Source organism: Candidatus Foliamicus sp. (assembly GCF_965221325.1).
GTDB lineage: Bacteria > Pseudomonadota > Gammaproteobacteria > Steroidobacterales > Foliamicaceae > Foliamicus.
Genome location: NZ_OZ244880.1, coordinates 192,818 through 208,041, shown reverse-complemented (window position 1 = coordinate 208,041; position 15,224 = coordinate 192,818). Strand labels below are relative to the sequence as shown.

The 15,224-nt window shown below is 65.1% G+C and carries 13 protein-coding genes; 2 read left to right on the top strand and 11 right to left on the bottom strand.

Annotated elements, in window-relative coordinates; translation table 11 throughout:
• Position 1: 1 nt before the first annotated feature.
• From ACWCOO_RS00980 to rpmH, 11 genes are all read right to left on the bottom strand, one after another.
• Positions 2-775, bottom strand: coding sequence for a ParA family protein (locus tag ACWCOO_RS00980; RefSeq protein ID WP_446831115.1), 774 nt, complete (start codon positions 773-775; stop codon positions 2-4).
• The gene (gene rsmG / locus ACWCOO_RS00975; RefSeq protein ID WP_446831114.1) at positions 772-1,470 is read right to left on the bottom strand and encodes a 16S rRNA (guanine(527)-N(7))-methyltransferase RsmG; all 699 of its coding nucleotides are present in this window, start codon (positions 1,468-1,470) and stop codon (positions 772-774) included. Before rsmG ends, ACWCOO_RS00980 begins: the two co-directional genes overlap by 4 nt.
• 6 nt (positions 1,471-1,476) lie before the next feature.
• Entirely contained in the window at positions 1,477-3,285 is a 1,809-nt protein-coding gene (locus ACWCOO_RS00970) for an ABC transporter ATP-binding protein (RefSeq protein ID WP_446831113.1), read from the bottom strand.
• 1 nt (position 3,286) lies between these two features.
• Positions 3,287-4,189, bottom strand: coding sequence for an ABC transporter permease subunit (locus ACWCOO_RS00965; RefSeq protein WP_446831112.1), 903 nt, complete (start codon positions 4,187-4,189; stop codon positions 3,287-3,289).
• A 19-nt stretch (positions 4,190-4,208) separates the two neighbouring features.
• Positions 4,209-5,147: an oligopeptide ABC transporter permease OppB gene (oppB, locus tag ACWCOO_RS00960; RefSeq protein WP_446831111.1), complete on the bottom strand. Its 939-nt coding sequence runs from the start codon at positions 5,145-5,147 to the stop codon at positions 4,209-4,211.
• A gap of 5 nt (positions 5,148-5,152) precedes the next feature.
• Positions 5,153-6,790 carry a peptide ABC transporter substrate-binding protein gene (locus ACWCOO_RS00955; RefSeq protein WP_446831110.1) on the bottom strand — a complete coding sequence of 546 codons (1,638 nt, stop codon included), beginning with the start codon at positions 6,788-6,790 and terminating at the stop codon, positions 5,153-5,155.
• Positions 6,781-8,637: a tRNA uridine-5-carboxymethylaminomethyl(34) synthesis enzyme MnmG gene (gene mnmG, locus ACWCOO_RS00950; RefSeq protein WP_446831109.1), complete on the bottom strand. Its 1,857-nt coding sequence runs from the start codon at positions 8,635-8,637 to the stop codon at positions 6,781-6,783. Before mnmG ends, ACWCOO_RS00955 begins: the two co-directional genes overlap by 10 nt.
• 59 nt (positions 8,638-8,696) lie before the next feature.
• Positions 8,697-10,040: a tRNA uridine-5-carboxymethylaminomethyl(34) synthesis GTPase MnmE gene (gene mnmE / locus ACWCOO_RS00945; protein ID WP_446831108.1), complete on the bottom strand. Its 1,344-nt coding sequence runs from the start codon at positions 10,038-10,040 to the stop codon at positions 8,697-8,699.
• On the bottom strand, positions 9,986-11,659 hold the full coding sequence (yidC, locus tag ACWCOO_RS00940) for a membrane protein insertase YidC (protein WP_446831107.1): 1,674 nt from the start codon (positions 11,657-11,659) through the stop codon (positions 9,986-9,988). Before yidC ends, mnmE begins: the two co-directional genes overlap by 55 nt.
• Positions 11,647-12,021, bottom strand: coding sequence for a ribonuclease P protein component (gene rnpA / locus ACWCOO_RS00935; protein WP_446831106.1), 375 nt, complete (start codon positions 12,019-12,021; stop codon positions 11,647-11,649). The genes yidC and rnpA overlap by 13 nt, the downstream gene beginning before the upstream one ends.
• Before the next feature lie 122 nt (positions 12,022-12,143).
• Positions 12,144-12,278, bottom strand: coding sequence for a 50S ribosomal protein L34 (gene rpmH, locus ACWCOO_RS00930; protein ID WP_446831105.1), 135 nt, complete (start codon positions 12,276-12,278; stop codon positions 12,144-12,146).
• 171 nt (positions 12,279-12,449) lie between these two features.
• Here rpmH and dnaA point away from each other — a divergent pair, with 171 nt between their 5' ends.
• On the top strand, positions 12,450-13,814 hold the full coding sequence (dnaA, locus tag ACWCOO_RS00925) for a chromosomal replication initiator protein DnaA (RefSeq protein ID WP_446831104.1): 1,365 nt from the start codon (positions 12,450-12,452) through the stop codon (positions 13,812-13,814).
• Positions 13,815-14,048: 234 nt separating this feature from the next.
• Entirely contained in the window at positions 14,049-15,170 is a 1,122-nt protein-coding gene (dnaN, locus tag ACWCOO_RS00920) for a DNA polymerase III subunit beta (RefSeq protein ID WP_446831103.1), read from the top strand.
• Positions 15,171-15,224: the final 54 nt, after the last annotated feature.

Here is a 15,224-nt window from a genome sequence, read left to right as displayed (position 1 = left end):
CTTACTCGCTCAGCCCCCGGCGAACCAATTCGCCGGCCAGCGCCGCATAGGCCAGCGCGCCGCGGGACAGCCGGTCATGCTGCAGGACCGGAACACCGAATCCCGGCGCTTCGGCCAGCCGCACATTGCGCGGAATGATGGTGCGGAAAAGCTCGTTGGGAAAGTGCTTCTGCAATTGCGCGGAAACCTCGAGGGACAGGCGGTTTCGACCGTCGTACATGGTGCGGATTATGCCGCTTATCTCCAGGCCGGGGTTCGACCGCGCGCGAACCTGCTCGACAAGGCTGACCAGCGAGGAGAGACCCTCCAGGGCGAAATACTCGCACTGTATGGGCACCAGCACGCCTTCCGCCGCGACCAGTGCATTGAGCGTGAGTATGTTGAGGCTGGGAGGACAATCGAAGAGGATGGCCTGGTACTCGGGCGCAACCTCGGCAAGCGCGTCGCGCAAGCGCAGTTCGCGACCGCTCTCAAGCGCCAAAAGCTCGACTTCGGCAGCCGTTAGCCCCGCGGTTGCCGGCAGCAGATCGAAGTCGGAGGACGCGACGCGCAGGCGGACGCCGGAGGCCGCGGCCCTGCCCATCAGCAGCTCATGGACCGTTGCGCCGAGCTCGCCGCGGTCCACACCGCAGCCGGTCGTGGCGTTGGCCTGCGGATCGAGATCGACAAGCAGCACCTTGCGGCCCATCTGCGCCAGACAGGCAGCCAGGTTGATAGCGGTGGTGGTCTTGCCCACCCCGCCCTTGCGGTTGGCGATGGCGAAAAAGCGCTTCACGCGGGTGTCCGCATGCCTGCGCCCGCGGACCCATCTGCGTCTTCACGATGCTCAAACACCGCGATATGACGCGCAGCTTGCAGGCCGGGGACGCAAACCGGCTCCAGGACGCGGCATTGCACGGTCTTGAGCGCACGCAATTGCGCATCCGCCGGGCGTCTGCCGAGCATGGCCACCAGCCAGGCGCCTCGCCGCAGCAGGTGCGAAGCCCACTCCACGAGGCGTGGCAGCGGAGCCAGACCGCGGGCGGTCAGCGCGTTCGGCGCCGACTGTGGATCATAGTCCTCCAGGCGCGAGCGCACGACCTCGACGTTGCGCAGGCGCAATTGCGCTCGCGCATGGCGCAGAAACGCTACCTTGCGGGCCGAGGAATCGAGCAATACCCAATTACTGCCGGGCCGCAGCAAGGCCAGCACCAGCCCCGGCAAGCCGCCGCCGCTGCCCGCATCCAGTAACGGGCCGCGGCCCGCCGGCAGGAAGCGCAGCGCTGCCGCGCTATCCAGAACGTGCCGCGCCAGCCACCCAGCGCGCGGCGCGTCCGCTGTCAGGCGGTGCGCTCGATTCCACTGCATGAGCAGATCAACATAGGCATTGAGGCGCTCGATCTCGTGCGGGCCGGCGCGGACCCCCAGCGCGTCCAGCCCAGCGCTCAGCGGGTCGGGCAACTCCATGCGGCGGCGGACGACAGCAGACATCAAGGCTCACGCCCGGGAAGGCGTTATCTCTTCGGCCCGGTGGCAGGCCACCATGGCCTGGCCGACGCTGCGCAGTTGCGGCGTCTCCCGCCGGCAGCGGTCTATCACGTGCGGACAGCGGGCCGAAAACGCGCAGCCCGGCGGAGGCTTGAGCGGAGAGGGCGGCTCGCCTTCGAGCATTTCCCGCTTGCGCGAGCGTTCGAGCACCGGGTCGGGGATCGGCGCCGCCTCGATCAGCGCGCGCGTGTAGGGATGCATCGGCTTGCCATACAAATGCTCACTCAACGCAACTTCCATCGCCCGGCCCAGGTACATCACCACCACCCGGTGGCTGATCTGCCGCACCACCGCGAGGTCGTGAGCTATGAATATCAGCGCCAGCCCCAACTCCTCCTGCAACTCCATGAGCAGGTCCACGATCTGCGCGCGTATGGACACATCCAGAGCACTCACCGCTTCGTCGCAAATCACCACAGTGGGCCCCGGAGCCAGGGCACGGGCAATGCCTATGCGCTGACACTGCCCGCCGGAAAACTCGTGCGGATAGCGGTCCAATTGCTCGTCCTTGAGGCCCACGCGCTCAAGTATCCGCACAACCCGCTCGGCGCGCTCGCGGCGCGGCAAGTCCGCGCGGCAGGCGTCCAGCGGTTCGGCCACTATCTCGCGAGCCGTCATGCGTGGGTTCAGCGACGCCAGTGGATCCTGAAATACCATCTGCATATTGCGCCGCGCCGCCATCCAGGCCTGCTTGTCGGCGCTCTGCAGGTCCCGCCCGAGCAAGGTTATCCGTCCGCTGCGCGCCGGCACCAACCCGATCACGGCGCGCGCCAGCGAGGACTTGCCGCACCCGGACTCGCCGACCACGCCCAGTGTTTCTCCCGCGGCCAGGGTGAATGTGCTCAAGGTGACCGCTTTCAGCTCGGGAACCGGCGCAAACATGCCAGGCCGCTTGAGCTTGTACACGACATCCAGGCCATCCACCGCCAAGGCCGGCGTCCCGCCGCCTCGGCCCGCAGTGCGCGGGCGCGCGTCGCGATCCAGCCGCGGCACCGCCTCCAGGAGCCGCCGCGTGTAGGGATGCGCCGGGTGCGCATAGACCTGCTCCACGTCGCCGCGTTCGCGGCACTCGCCATCCTGCATGACCAGCACTTCGTCGCAGAGTCCGGCCACAACCCCGAGATCATGCGTGATGAACAGGATGGCCGCATTGAAACTGCTTTGCAGTTCCCGCATCAGGGCCAGAACCTGCGCCTGAACCGTCACGTCCAGGGCCGTGGTCGGTTCGTCGGCGATCAGCAGCGAAGGCTTGCAGAGCAAGGCGGTGGCGATGGTCACGCGCTGCCGCATGCCGCCGGAGAGTTCGTGAGGCCAGGTGTCAAGGCGCTTGCCGGCGTCGGGAATGCGCACCGCTTCGAGAAGTTCGCCGCAGCGACCCAGCGCCTGGCGGCGGCTCAGGCCCTCGTGCAACTCCAGCACCTGCGCCATCTGCACACCGATCTTCAGGTAGGGATTGAGCGACGTCATCGGGTCCTGGAAGATCATGGCGATCCGCTTGCCGCGAATAGCGCGCAAATCCTCGTCCCGCATCCCGATCAACTCGCGGCCCTCGAAGCGCGCGCTGCCCGCTGCGCGCCCATTGTCCGCCAGCAGTCCCATCAGGCTCAGCACGGTCTGGCTCTTGCCGGAGCCGGACTCTCCGACGATGCCCAGCGTTCGTCCTGCCTCGACGTCGAAGTCGATCCCCCGCACGGCGTTGACCACGCCATCGGGCGTGCCGAACTCCACGCGCAGGTCACGCACCGCAAGCAGCGTCATGTCAGGCGCTCCGGTCGCGCGGGTCCAGCGCGTCGCGCAGCCCGTCGCCGATGAAGTTGCAGCAGAACAGCGTGGTGGCCAGGAAGCCGGCCGGGAAGATCAAGGTCCAGGGCGCGTTCTCCAGCGCCTTGGCCCCCTCGTTGACCAGCGCGCCCCACGAGGTCATGGGCTCCTGTACCCCGAGCCCCAGGAAACTGAGGAAGGACTCCACCAGGATCACCTGCGGAATCGTGAGCGTGACATAGACCGCCACCACGCCGACCAGGTTCGGAACAATGTGCCGGCGAATGATGCGCGGCGTGGATACGCCGGCGGCCTGGGCAGCCTCCACGAATTCGCGCCGCTTGATGCTGAGCGTCTGACCGCGCACGATGCGCGCCATGTCCAGCCAGTTTATCGCTCCGATGGCCACGAATATCAGCGCGATGTTGCGCCCGAAGAGCACCATCAGCAGGATGACCAGAAACATGAACGGCATGGCATAGAGGATGTCCACGATGCGCATCATCACCTGGTCCACGCGGCCTCCCAGGTAGCCGGCGATGGCGCCGTAGCTGATGCCGATCACCAGGCTGACCGCGGTTGCCACCAGCCCCACCATCAGCGAAATGCGCCCGCCCACCAGGGTGCGCGCAAACAGGTCTCGCCCCAGATCGTCGGTGCCGAAGAAATGCCAACCGCTCAGCGTGGGCGGAACGGAAACGTAATCCCAATCCAGATAATCGTATGCCACCGGCGTCAGCACCGGACCGAATGTGCACAAAACCGCGATGACGGCCAGGATGGCGGCTGCGGTCATGGCCGCGCGGTTGCGGCGCAGCGCCCGCCAGGCATCGCTGCGCAGGCCGCGGCCGGCGCCCGCCGCCTGTCGGATCGCCTCGCGGTTATTGCGTGTCTTTCTCACTGCTGCGGGTCGCGGGGAGTCAATCGCGCTGGCGGACTTTGGGGTCGAGCAAGCCGTAGCAAATGTCCACCAGGAAGTTGAACAGGATGATCAGCACGCCATAGAACACCACCACGCCCATCACCAGGGTGTAATCGCGATTGAGCGCGCCCTGCACGAAGTGGCGGCCCAAGCCGGGCACGCCGAAGATCTGCTCGATCACGACCGAGCCGGTAATGACCGCCGCGGTGGCGGGCCCGAGATACGAAAGCACCGGCAACAGACCGGGCTTGAGCGCATGGCGCAACAGAATGGTCGATTGCGGCAACCCCTGCGCGCGGGCCGTGCGTATGAAATTGCTGCGCAGCACCTCGATCATGCTGCCGCGCGTAAGCCGCGCAATGTAGGCAATCTGCGGCAAGGCCAGCGCAACGACCGGCATGACCATGTTGGGCAGGCGCTGCAGCAGGCCCTGCGTGGGCCAGCCGCCGGCCGGCAGCAGGTCGAGGTACACCGCGAAAGCCAGGATCAGGAGCGGGCCGACCACGAAATTCGGGATGGAAATGCCGGTCATGCTGGCCGCCATCACGGCATGGTCTGAGAAGCGGTTCTGGCGCAGCGCCGCCCAGCCGCCGGCCGTCACTCCCACCAGCAGCGCCAGCAACATCGCGCAGGCGCCCAGTTGCAGCGAAACCGGAAAGCCTTCGCCGATCAGTTCGGTCACGCTGCGGTCAATGTACTGGAAGGACGGCCCGAAATCGCCCTGCGCCAGACCCCAGAGATAGCGGCCCAACTGCTCGTAGAGTGGCTCGTCGAGGCGATACGCAGCGCGTATCTTCGCCTCGATTTCGGGATGCAGGGTTTTCTCCGTGTCGAAAGGGCCGCCCGGGGCGGCGCGAATCATGAAGAACGCGAGGGCAATCAGAATCAGCAGCGTCGGGATCGCCGCAAATACGCGCCTTACCGCATACCGAAACATTCAGGTTAATGCTTCAGGATGCGCATGTGGCGCGTGTAGACATGGTCCATGATATTGCCATCGTAGCCTTGCACCCAGGGCTTGACCATCCGCTTGGTAACGTAGAAGTAGAGCGGCATGAGGGGCTGGTCGGCCAGCAGAACCCGCTCCGCTTCCTGCAGGTGCTCGGCGCGCAGCGCAATGTCCGGCTCGGCGGAAGCGACCGCCAGCAACGCATCGTAGCGCGGGTTGTTGTAGCCGAAGTCGTTCTGTTCGTTCGTGGACTCCAGCAATTGCGCGAAGGTATATGCATCCTCGTAGTCGCCTATCCAGCCGGCGCGGTAAAGCTGCGTATCCTCCTTGCGCTTGCGGGTTTCCAGGAACACCTTCCATTCCTGGTTGGAGAGCGAGGCCTCTACGCCGAGCACCTGCTTCCACATGAAGGCCAGGGCGATGGCGATGCGCTTGTGATTGTCGGAGGTGTTATAGATCACTTCCACGACGAGCGGATTGTCGCGCGAATAGCCGGCCTCGGCGTACAGACGGCGCGCTTCCGCCTCGCGCTGCTCCTGGGTCCAGAACGCTTCCTCCGGGATTTGCTGCTGGTAGCCGCGCACCGGGGGCACCCAACTGAAGGCCGGCAGTTCGCCGGAACCACTGACGATGCCGGTAATGATTTCCCGGTCGACGGCCAGCGACATGGCCCGGCGCAGGCCGGTCTGGCCGGCGAAAGGCGGCTTGGTTACGTTGAAACCGAAGTAGTAGGTGCCCAGGTAGGGCGTGATCCGAAACTCGTCGGCCAGGTTCTCGCGGATCCAGCGCAACTGCTTGAGCGGGATCGTGCTCGTGATGTCCAGTTCGTCGGCGCGGTAGCGCTTCAGTTCGGCGTCCTGGTTCTCGATCGGGTAATAGCGGACATCGTCGATCGTGGTGTTGGCGTTATCCCAGTAGTGAACGTTGCGGGTCAGATCAATGTGCGACTGCACGACCCAATCCTTCAGACGGTAGGCGCCGTTGCCGACGTGCGTTTCGGCTCGCGCCCAGTTGGCGCCGTGGGCTTCCACCGTCGGCGGATGCACGGCGTAGCAGGTCGAGTGGGTCAGCAGGCCGAGGAAATAGGGGGTGGGCGATTCCAGTTCGATCACGAGGGTGCGGTCGTCCACCGCCACAACGCCCAGCTCCTCGGGCGGTAGTTCGCCGGCAATCACCGGCCGCGCGTTGCGGATCGGCGCCAGCACACTGGAATAGCGCGACAGGGTCTCTGGGTCCACGCTGCGCCGCAAGCCATACTCGAAATCCTGTGCGGTGACCGGGTCGCCGTTGCTCCAACGACCGCCGGGACGCAGGGTGAAGGTGTAGGTCAGGCCGTCCGCGGATATCTCCCACGACTCGGCTGCGCCCGGAATCAGAGTGCCATCGGGCGCTTCGCCCACCAGGCCCTCGAACAGGTCGCGCAAAATGTTGGACGAAGGCACGCCCTCGGCGCGGTGCGGGTCCAGGGTTTGCGGCTCGGTGCCGTTGCCGCGGCGCAGAATCTGGACTTCCGCCAACTCCTCGCCGGTTTCGCCGCCAATGGGGCCATGGCGTACCGGCATGTCCTGCGAACCGCAGGCGCTGAGCGCGAGGGCGGCGGCGAGGGCGGTTGGCAAGGATGTCAGGCGCATTGCAACTCCCGTTTCTTCAGATGAACCAGCAACTGCGATACGGCCGCCGGCGTCATGCCGGGGATCCGTTCGGCCTGACCAATGGTGGCCGGGCGCACCTCGGTCAGTTTCTCGCGGGCCTCGTTCGATAGCCCGCGCACCGCGCCATAGTCCATTCCCGCCGGCAGGGCAGTTCCACGCAAACGCCGGTTGCGCTCGATTTCCGCCTGCTGACGGGCCAGGTAGCCGGCGTATCGGGCTTCGATTTCCACCGCCTCCTCGACCTGTTCCGCAAGCTCCGGCCACTCCTCGGGCGACTCCTCGCGGGGTTGCACGCCGTCGAGGGCGGTGACCCGGCGGTAGCCCCAATCCGGCCGCCGCAACAGCTCCAAGGCCGTGCAATCGCGCCGTTCGCCAACCTTGAGGCCTCCGAGCCGGGCCTGCTCGGCGGCAATGGCTTCCTGTTTGCGGCAGAAAACGCCCCACCGCCTGCTGTCCACCAGGCCCAACTCCCGGCCTTTCGGCGTTAGCCGCGTGTCGGCGTTGTCTTCGCGCAAACGCAGGCGATATTCGGCGCGGCTGGTGAACATTCTGTAGGGCTCGGTCACCCCCCGGGTGAGCAGGTCATCAACCAGCACACCCAGATAGGCTTCTTCCCGCCCCGGGGTCCAGGGTGGCTGCCCGCGCACAGCCCGCACCGCATTGATCCCGGCTAACAGCCCCTGGGCGGCGGCTTCCTCGTAGCCGGTGGTGCCATTGATCTGGCCGGCAAAAAAGAGTCCTTCGATTGCTTGCGTCGCTAGCCCTGCGCGCAGCGCGCACGGGTCGAAATAGTCGTACTCGATGGCATATCCGGGCCGGGTCATGCGAGCGTGCTCGAAGCCCGGAATAGTGGCCAGAAAATCGAGCTGCACATCAGCGGGCAGGCTGGTAGAGATCCCGTTGGGATAGACCTCGTCGGTGGAGAGACCCTCGGGCTCCACGAAAATCTGGTGCGACTCCCGCTCGGCAAAGCGCACCACCTTGTCTTCCAGGGACGGACAATAGCGCGGGCCCACGCCTTCGATGGCGCCGCTATGCATGGGCGAGCGCAGCAGGTTGGCGCGCACGATGTCGTGTGTGGCTTCGGTAGTGTGCGTAATGTGACACTCCACCTGGCGGGGATGCTTGTCGCGGCGGCCCAAAAAGGAGAAGACCGGCCGCGGGCTGTCCCCCGGCTGGCGCCGCATCACGGAAAAGTCGATGCTGCGGCCGTCCAGGCGCGGCGGCGTGCCGGTTTTCAGCCGGCCGGCCGGCAGGTTCAGTTCGCGCAGGCGCTGCGCCAGACGATTGGCGGGAGGTTCTCCGGCCCGGCCGGCCGCCTGGCGCGCTTCGCCCAGGTGAATCCTGCCTGCCAGAAAAGTCCCCACCGTGAGCACCACCGCCGGGGCCTCGAACTGCATCCCGCAACGGGTCCGCACACCGCGCACGCGGGCATTGCCGATCAGCAGGTCGTCCACGCTGTCCTGAAACAGCGCCAGCCCGGCGGCGGCCTCAAGGGCGCGGCGTACGGCGCGCTTGTAGAGCAAGCGGTCAGCCTGGGCGCGGGTAGCGCGCACCGCCGGGCCCTTGCTCGCGTTAAGGCGGCGAAAGTGAATGCCAGCATAGTCGGCCGCCTGCGCCATGATCCCGCCCATGGCATCGATTTCCCGGGCCAAGTGCCCTTTGCCAATTCCGCCGATGGCAGGGTTGCAGCTCATCTGGCCCAGGGTGTCCAGGCTGTGCGTGATCAAGAGCGCCTGCGCGCCCATGCGCGACGCAGCCAGCGCAGCCTCCGTGCCGGCATGGCCGCCGCCCACAATGATCACGTCGAATCGCCTTGCCTGCATTTTGGGAAACTTCCGGGGCCGCGTGCTGGCTGCGGCCGCATTCATCAGGAGCGCTGATTCTACTTGCCGATGCAGAACTGGGAGAATATCTCGCCCAGCAGGTCGTCGCTGCTGACGGCGCCGGTAATCTCGCCCAAGAATTCCTGCGCCAAGCGCAACTCCTCGGCGATCAGTTCCGCCCCATCGCGCCGTTCCAGCAAGCCCGCGGCTATCTGGTACTGGCGCCGCGCCCTGGCGAGGCTTTCCACGTGCCGAGCGCGCGCCGAGAACGCGCCTTCCGGGGCGCCACCGGCCTTCTCCACCACCACCTCGCGCAGCGCTTCCAGCCCTGCGCCGGTCTTGGCGCTCACGTTCAGCGCCTTGGGGCCGACTCGCCCCGCAGGATCTCCGCTGAGATCCACCTTGTTGCGCACCAAAACCGCGCGCTCGCCAAGCTGCGGTTCCGATTCGCCGGCCGCCGCGTCCCAAACATGCAGTATCAGGTCCGCTTGCTCGCTGGCGGCTTGCGCGCGCCGTACGCCCTCGCGCTCAACGCCTTGGGCAGCGTCGCGCAGCCCCGCCGTGTCGATCAGCTCTACCGGAACGCCCGCGACAGTGGCCTGTACCCGGACCAGGTCGCGGGTGGTGCCCGGCTCGTCGGCCACGATCGCCGCCGATTCGCCCACCAGCGCGTTGAGCAGCGAGGACTTGCCGGCATTCGGTTTGCCGGACAGAACCACGTTGAGCCCCTCGCGCAGGATGCGGCCTCGTTCCGCGGCTTCCGTCACCGCTGCGAATTCCGCTCCCAGATCGTCGAAACCCCGACTCAGGGCATCGTCCTGCAAGGGGTCGATCTCCTCGTCGGGAAAGTCCAGTGTGGCCTCCAGGTGGGTACGCAGGTGGGTAAGCCGCGTCACCAGCGCCTCGACCGCACGCGAAAAATCGCCTTGCATGCTGCGCGCCGCCGCCCGCGCCGCCGCCGCACCTGCGGCATCGATCAAATCCGCCACCGCCTCGGCCTGGGAGAGGTCCATACGGTCGTTGAGGAAAGCCCGCCGCGAGAATTCGCCCGGTCCCGCCGGGCGGGCGCCCAAGTCGCATATTCTGGCGACAAGCAACTCGCAAACGACCGGGCTGCCATGTACCTGCAGTTCCAGCACGTCCTCGCCCGTGAACGATGCCGGCCCCGGGAAGAACAGCGCCAGCCCCGTATCCAGTGGCTCGCCCGAGGCGTCGGCGAGCGCCGTCAAGCGTGCGCGGCGCGGCGGCGGCAGCTCCCCCAGCAGGGCCTCGGTCATGCCCCGAACGCCCGCTCCGGAAACCCGGATCACCGCCACACCGCCGCGGCCGGGCGGCGTGGCGCAGGCGACTATCGTGCCGCCCGCCCCTTCGACGCCTGTTCGGTTCGGCGATTGATCCGCCATTGCTGGAGGGTGGAGAAAACCGAGTTGGTGAGCCAGTACAAGACCAGACCGGAGGGGAAGAACATGAAGAACACCGTGAAGATGATCGGCATTGCCGTCATGATCTTCGCCTGCATGGGGTCCGGTGGCTTGGGGTTGAGCCTCTGCTGCCAGAACATGGCCACTCCCATGAGCGCCGGCAGCACGAAAATCGGGTCCCGCGAGGACAAATCGTTGATCCACAGCAAAAACGGCGCCTGGCGGATTTCCACGCTCTCCACCAGCACCCAGTAGAAGGCGATGAAAAACGGAAGCTGGATGAATATCGGCAGGCAGCCCGCCGCCGGATTAACCTTTTCGGTCTTGTAGAGCTCCATCATCGCCCTGTTGCGGCCCTGCGGATCGTCCTTGAATCGCTCCTGCAGCGATTTCAGCCGCGGCTGCAGCTTGCGCATGCGCGCCATCGAGCGGCCGCTTGCCTCGGTCAGAGGAAACAGCACGGTCTTGATAATCAAGGTGGCCATCACAATGGCCCAGCCCCAGTTGCCGACAAGGCCGTACAAGGTTTCCAGCAGCCAGAAAAGCGGCTGGGCGAACACCGTGAAGATGCCGTAATCGACGCTCAACACCAGTCCCGAGGCGGTCTCCCGCATTTGCTCCTGCAGCTTGGGGCCCACGAACAGCTTGGCCGTATGGGTGTGTTCGCCGCCGGGCGACACGCGCGTCAGAGGCCCGATTGCGCTGAGGCGGTAGGCGCCGCCGTTAAAGCTGCCGTCGTAGCGGTACGGCTCCGATTCCTCGGGGATGGCGGCGGCCACGAAATGATGCTCTATGGAACCTACCCAGCCGGCCACCGCCGTTTCGCTGAGCGGTTCCTCCGCCAGGTCTTCGGGGTCCATCCGGTCGTAACTGTCGCCATCGTAGTAGACGGGACCGGTAAACGAGTAGGAGTCCACGTTGAACATCGAGCGCTTGAGCGGCTGGTGGACGCGGCGCAGCAGCACGTAGGGGGCCGCGCCGTAATCGGAGCCGCTGTCGTTGCGCACCGTCTGCTCCACGCCGATGGAGTACTTGCCGCGGCGGAAACGGTAGCGCTTGGTGACCGAAATGCCATCCGAACGCCAAGTAAGCGGCACCACCAACTCCTCCGCCCCATCTTCCAGCCGATATTCGCTGCGCGGGCTCGAAAAGCGCTCGCGATGATTGGCTTCGGGGCGGCCTTCCGCGGCGCGCAGCCCGGTGCTCAGAACATATTCTGACCCCTGGGCCGCACTCAAGAGCCGAACTTTGACCGCATCGTTTTTCTTGTCCTGCGCGTAGGCCAGCAACTCGGCTTCCACCAGATCGCCGCCGCTGGCGCTGATCGCCACGACCATGACATCGGTATGTACGCGAACCAGCGGCGGCGCCGCCTGCGCCGACGGCGCCGGCACCAGTCCCGTGTCCTCCGGCGCGCCTTCTTCGGCAACGGGCGGCAGAGCCGGCAGCTCGGGGTCTTCGGCCGATGGCAGCGTGTCGCTGACGATGTCGGTCGAAGGCGCCTGAGCCTGTTCGCGCGCACGGTCCTGGTTCCACGCCTGCCAACTGAACAGCAGCATGGCGCCGACCAGCGCCCAGAGGGGAAATCTCAGCCTTTCCACGCGCCCACCGCTTCCGCCTTCCCTGCCACCGCGGCCCATAGCCGCGGCAACACGCGCCACAGATTGCCCACGCGGCCCGCACCGCGGCGGGGCAGGCTCACGACCACATCAAGGCCCGCCAGCCGATGTCGATGCTGCCGAAAACTCTCGCGCACCTGCCGGCGGAGCCGGTTGCGCGCCACCGCACCGCCAGCCACCTTGACGCTGATGGCCATTCCCAGCCTCGCGTGCTCCAGACCGTTGGCGCGCATGCGGCCTTGCAGCGGTCCGGCGAAGGCCCGACCGCGGCCCTGGTACACCGCACGAAACTGCGCAGCCGTAAGCAGCCGCAGTTTGCGCGGAAAATCCAGAGACCTCGCCATGATTCGGACAGCTCCTTGCCGTGGCAATCGCAAACTATTGATAATATTACAAATTCCGCGATAGGGCCAGGTGGCGGAACGGGGAGCTGGTCGGCTCCGGGTGATCGCTAGCTCGTGGCGGTTCAGTGGGTCAGCCGCGCCCGCCCCTTGCCCCGCCGGCGCTTGAGCACGAGCCGGCCGGCCCGCGACGCCATGCGGGCGCGGAAGCCGTGGGTGCGCTTGCGCTTGATTCGGCTGGGCTGATAAGTGCGTTTCATAGCTCTTGGTAGGCAAATCGGCCGCGGTTCGGGCCGCCGCACAAGGGTCGCTCAGCATAGCCTTTGCTGGGCGCGAAGTCAATGAAAGCAAGGGGTTTGATTCTGGCGTTCAGTTGTGGAATAAACTCGCTCAAACCACTTGAGACAGGTCCCTGTCAAAACGCTTGATCCATGCCCGGCACGACACAACGAAACAGCAATTTCTGGCAGAGTGTGTGCCGCGAACTCAAGCCATTGCTAGCCGAGGAAAAGTACAACACCTACATCCAGCCACTTGAGGCGCAGCTCAGCGACGGAAAGCTGAAGCTGTTCGCTCCCAACCGCTTCGTGCGGGGCTGGTTGGAGGCCAACTGTCTGGAGCTGCTGCAGGACGCCTGTCAGAGAAGCGGTACAGAGGCCGATGTCGAGCTTCTCGACCGCCCGCTGCGGCGGCGGCCCTCAACCGCAGCGCCGGCGCCGGCGCCGGCGCGGGCGCTGCCGCCGTTGCCGGGCTCGCGGCTGACACCGCACTTTACCTTCGAAGCGTTCGTGGCCGGGCCGGCCAGCCAGGTCGCCTACGACGCCGCGCGCCACGTTGCCAGGCACCGAGCCTACAACCCGCTGCTGATTTATGGCGGGGTCGGTCTGGGCAAGACCCACTTGATGCACGCCATTGGCCATCGGCTGCTGGCGGGGCATGGGAAACTCCGGGTGGCCTATGTGCATTCGGACACATTCATCAACGACTACCTGAGCGCGCTGCGCAAAGTGCGCGCCTCGTACGGCCGTTCCGGCTCCGAAGCGCTGATGGAGCAATTCAAGCGCTCGTACCGCTCGGTGGATACGCTGCTGCTCGACGATGTGCAATTCCTGGCAGGCAAGGAGAGTTCGCAAGAGCAGTTCTATCACACCATCAACGCGCTCCTGCAGGACGGCCGGCAGATCGTTCTGACCTGCGACAAGCTGCCGCGCGAGGTAGCCGGGCTCGAAACGCGCGTGATATCCCGCCTGGGTTCGGGGCTGATGGTGAACATCGAACCGCCCGACCTGGAGACGCGGGCCGCAATCGTTCTGGCCAAGGCCGAAGCCGCGCATGTGCACTGTCCGGGCGAGGTGGCGATGTTCATTGCGCAACACATCTTTTCCAGCGTCCGCGAGTTGGAGGGCGCCTATCGAACCGTGGAGGCGCTGTCGCGATTCCGCGGCATGCCCATAGACCTGGCGCTGGCCAGGCAAGCGCTCAAGAACCATATCGCGTCGGTAGCCCGGCGGATCAGCCTTGAGGAAATCCAGAAGCTGGTCGCAAATTACTTTCAGATTCGCCCGTCGGATCTCCGTTCCGCGAGCCGCAAGCGGGTCATAGTGCGGCCACGGCAGATTGCGATGGCCTTGGCTCGTGAGTACACCGACCTCAGCCTGCCGGACATCGGCGAGGGTTTCGGCGGCCGCGACCACAGCACGGTAATCAATGCGGTTCGCCGAATTCAGGAATTGCGAGGATCAGACCACAATTTGGATCAGCAATACAAGAGCTTGGCGGGTATCCTTGCGCAGTAATCCGCGGACGGAGGGATCTGCGGACAAACCCGGGGTTGCTTGTGGATAACCTGTCTAATGAGCGGTCGGCGTTGCGAAACCCACAGTGAAGACCACTCGAAACCCACACCGCCATACACAGGATATTTACACTCAAGCCTTTGATTCAATTATGGTTTATACCCATTATTCAGATATCCACAGGCCCTATTACCATCATCTTTCTTTTCAAGAAGAGATGATAAAGGAGGATTCATGAAACTGAGCATTCCTCAAGAGCGCTTGCACAGTTTGCTGCAGTCGGTCACCAGCGCGGCCCAAACGCAGGCGGACACCATGGCCATATTGCGTAACGTGCACCTTGATGCCGCCAAGGGCGCGCTTGTCGCAACATGCACGAATCTTGAGTTGACGCTCATCGCGCGATGCGAAGTGATCGACATGGGCGAGGAAGGCAAGGTTACGGTGCCGGCCAAGCTGCTACAGGGAATCAGCGGATCGCTCAAGGGCGGAAAGAGCATAGAACTGGAGTTGCAGGAAGATCAGCTTGCGGTCCGCTCCGGCCGCTATTCGGGCCGGCTTGAAACATTGCGGCCCGAGGACTTTCCCCAACTCGACCTCGATAACGGTGCACAGGAAGTTTCGATGCCGTCTGCGCTGCTGTCGGGAATGCTCTCGGAGACGCATTTCGCCATGGCGCAGTCGGATCCCCGCTATTACCTCAACGGCATGTTGATGGAAATAAGCGAGGAAGGCTTACGCTTGGTAGCCACCGACGGTCACCGGCTATCGTGCTCGCACACAAGCGAATGCAGAGCCGGCGCTGAAAGCAGGGGCATTGTGCCGCGCAACAGCATTAACGCCCTGCGACCGCTGTTGCCAGGCAGCGAGGAAGTGCAGTTGGCGCTGGGCGAGAACCAGGTGCGCTTCCGCCTTGGCGACCGGCAGATGACATCCAAGCTTGTCGAGGGCCGTTATCCCGAATACCGGCGCGTAATACCCGAGCGTCTGGAAAAGCCCCTGCTCGCCAATCGTGTGGCGCTGGAAACAGCCCTGAGCCGGGTAGCGCTGGTGGCTCGCGAGAGCCGGGGTGTGCGCGATCAGAGGATTCCATTGGTGTCCATAGCCGTGAAGGAAAACACCATCGGGATCAGTACCGAAGGAGGTCAGGGTGCCGAGGCGCAGGACGAAGTGGAAGTGCAGTACCACGGCCCGGAGATCAAGGTCGGCTTCAACGCGATTTACCTGACGGATGTGCTCAGATCGCTGCAATCCGACGAAGTGGAGATGCATATGCGCGACGGAAACAGCAGTGTCCTGATCTGCGCCCCAGACAAGGCTGGTGTGCAGCACATCGTAATGCCCATGAGGTTGTAGCGTTCGCGCTGCACTTTTGCCCCCTTCAGGCAAGCGAATGGCGCCCGGCACGGC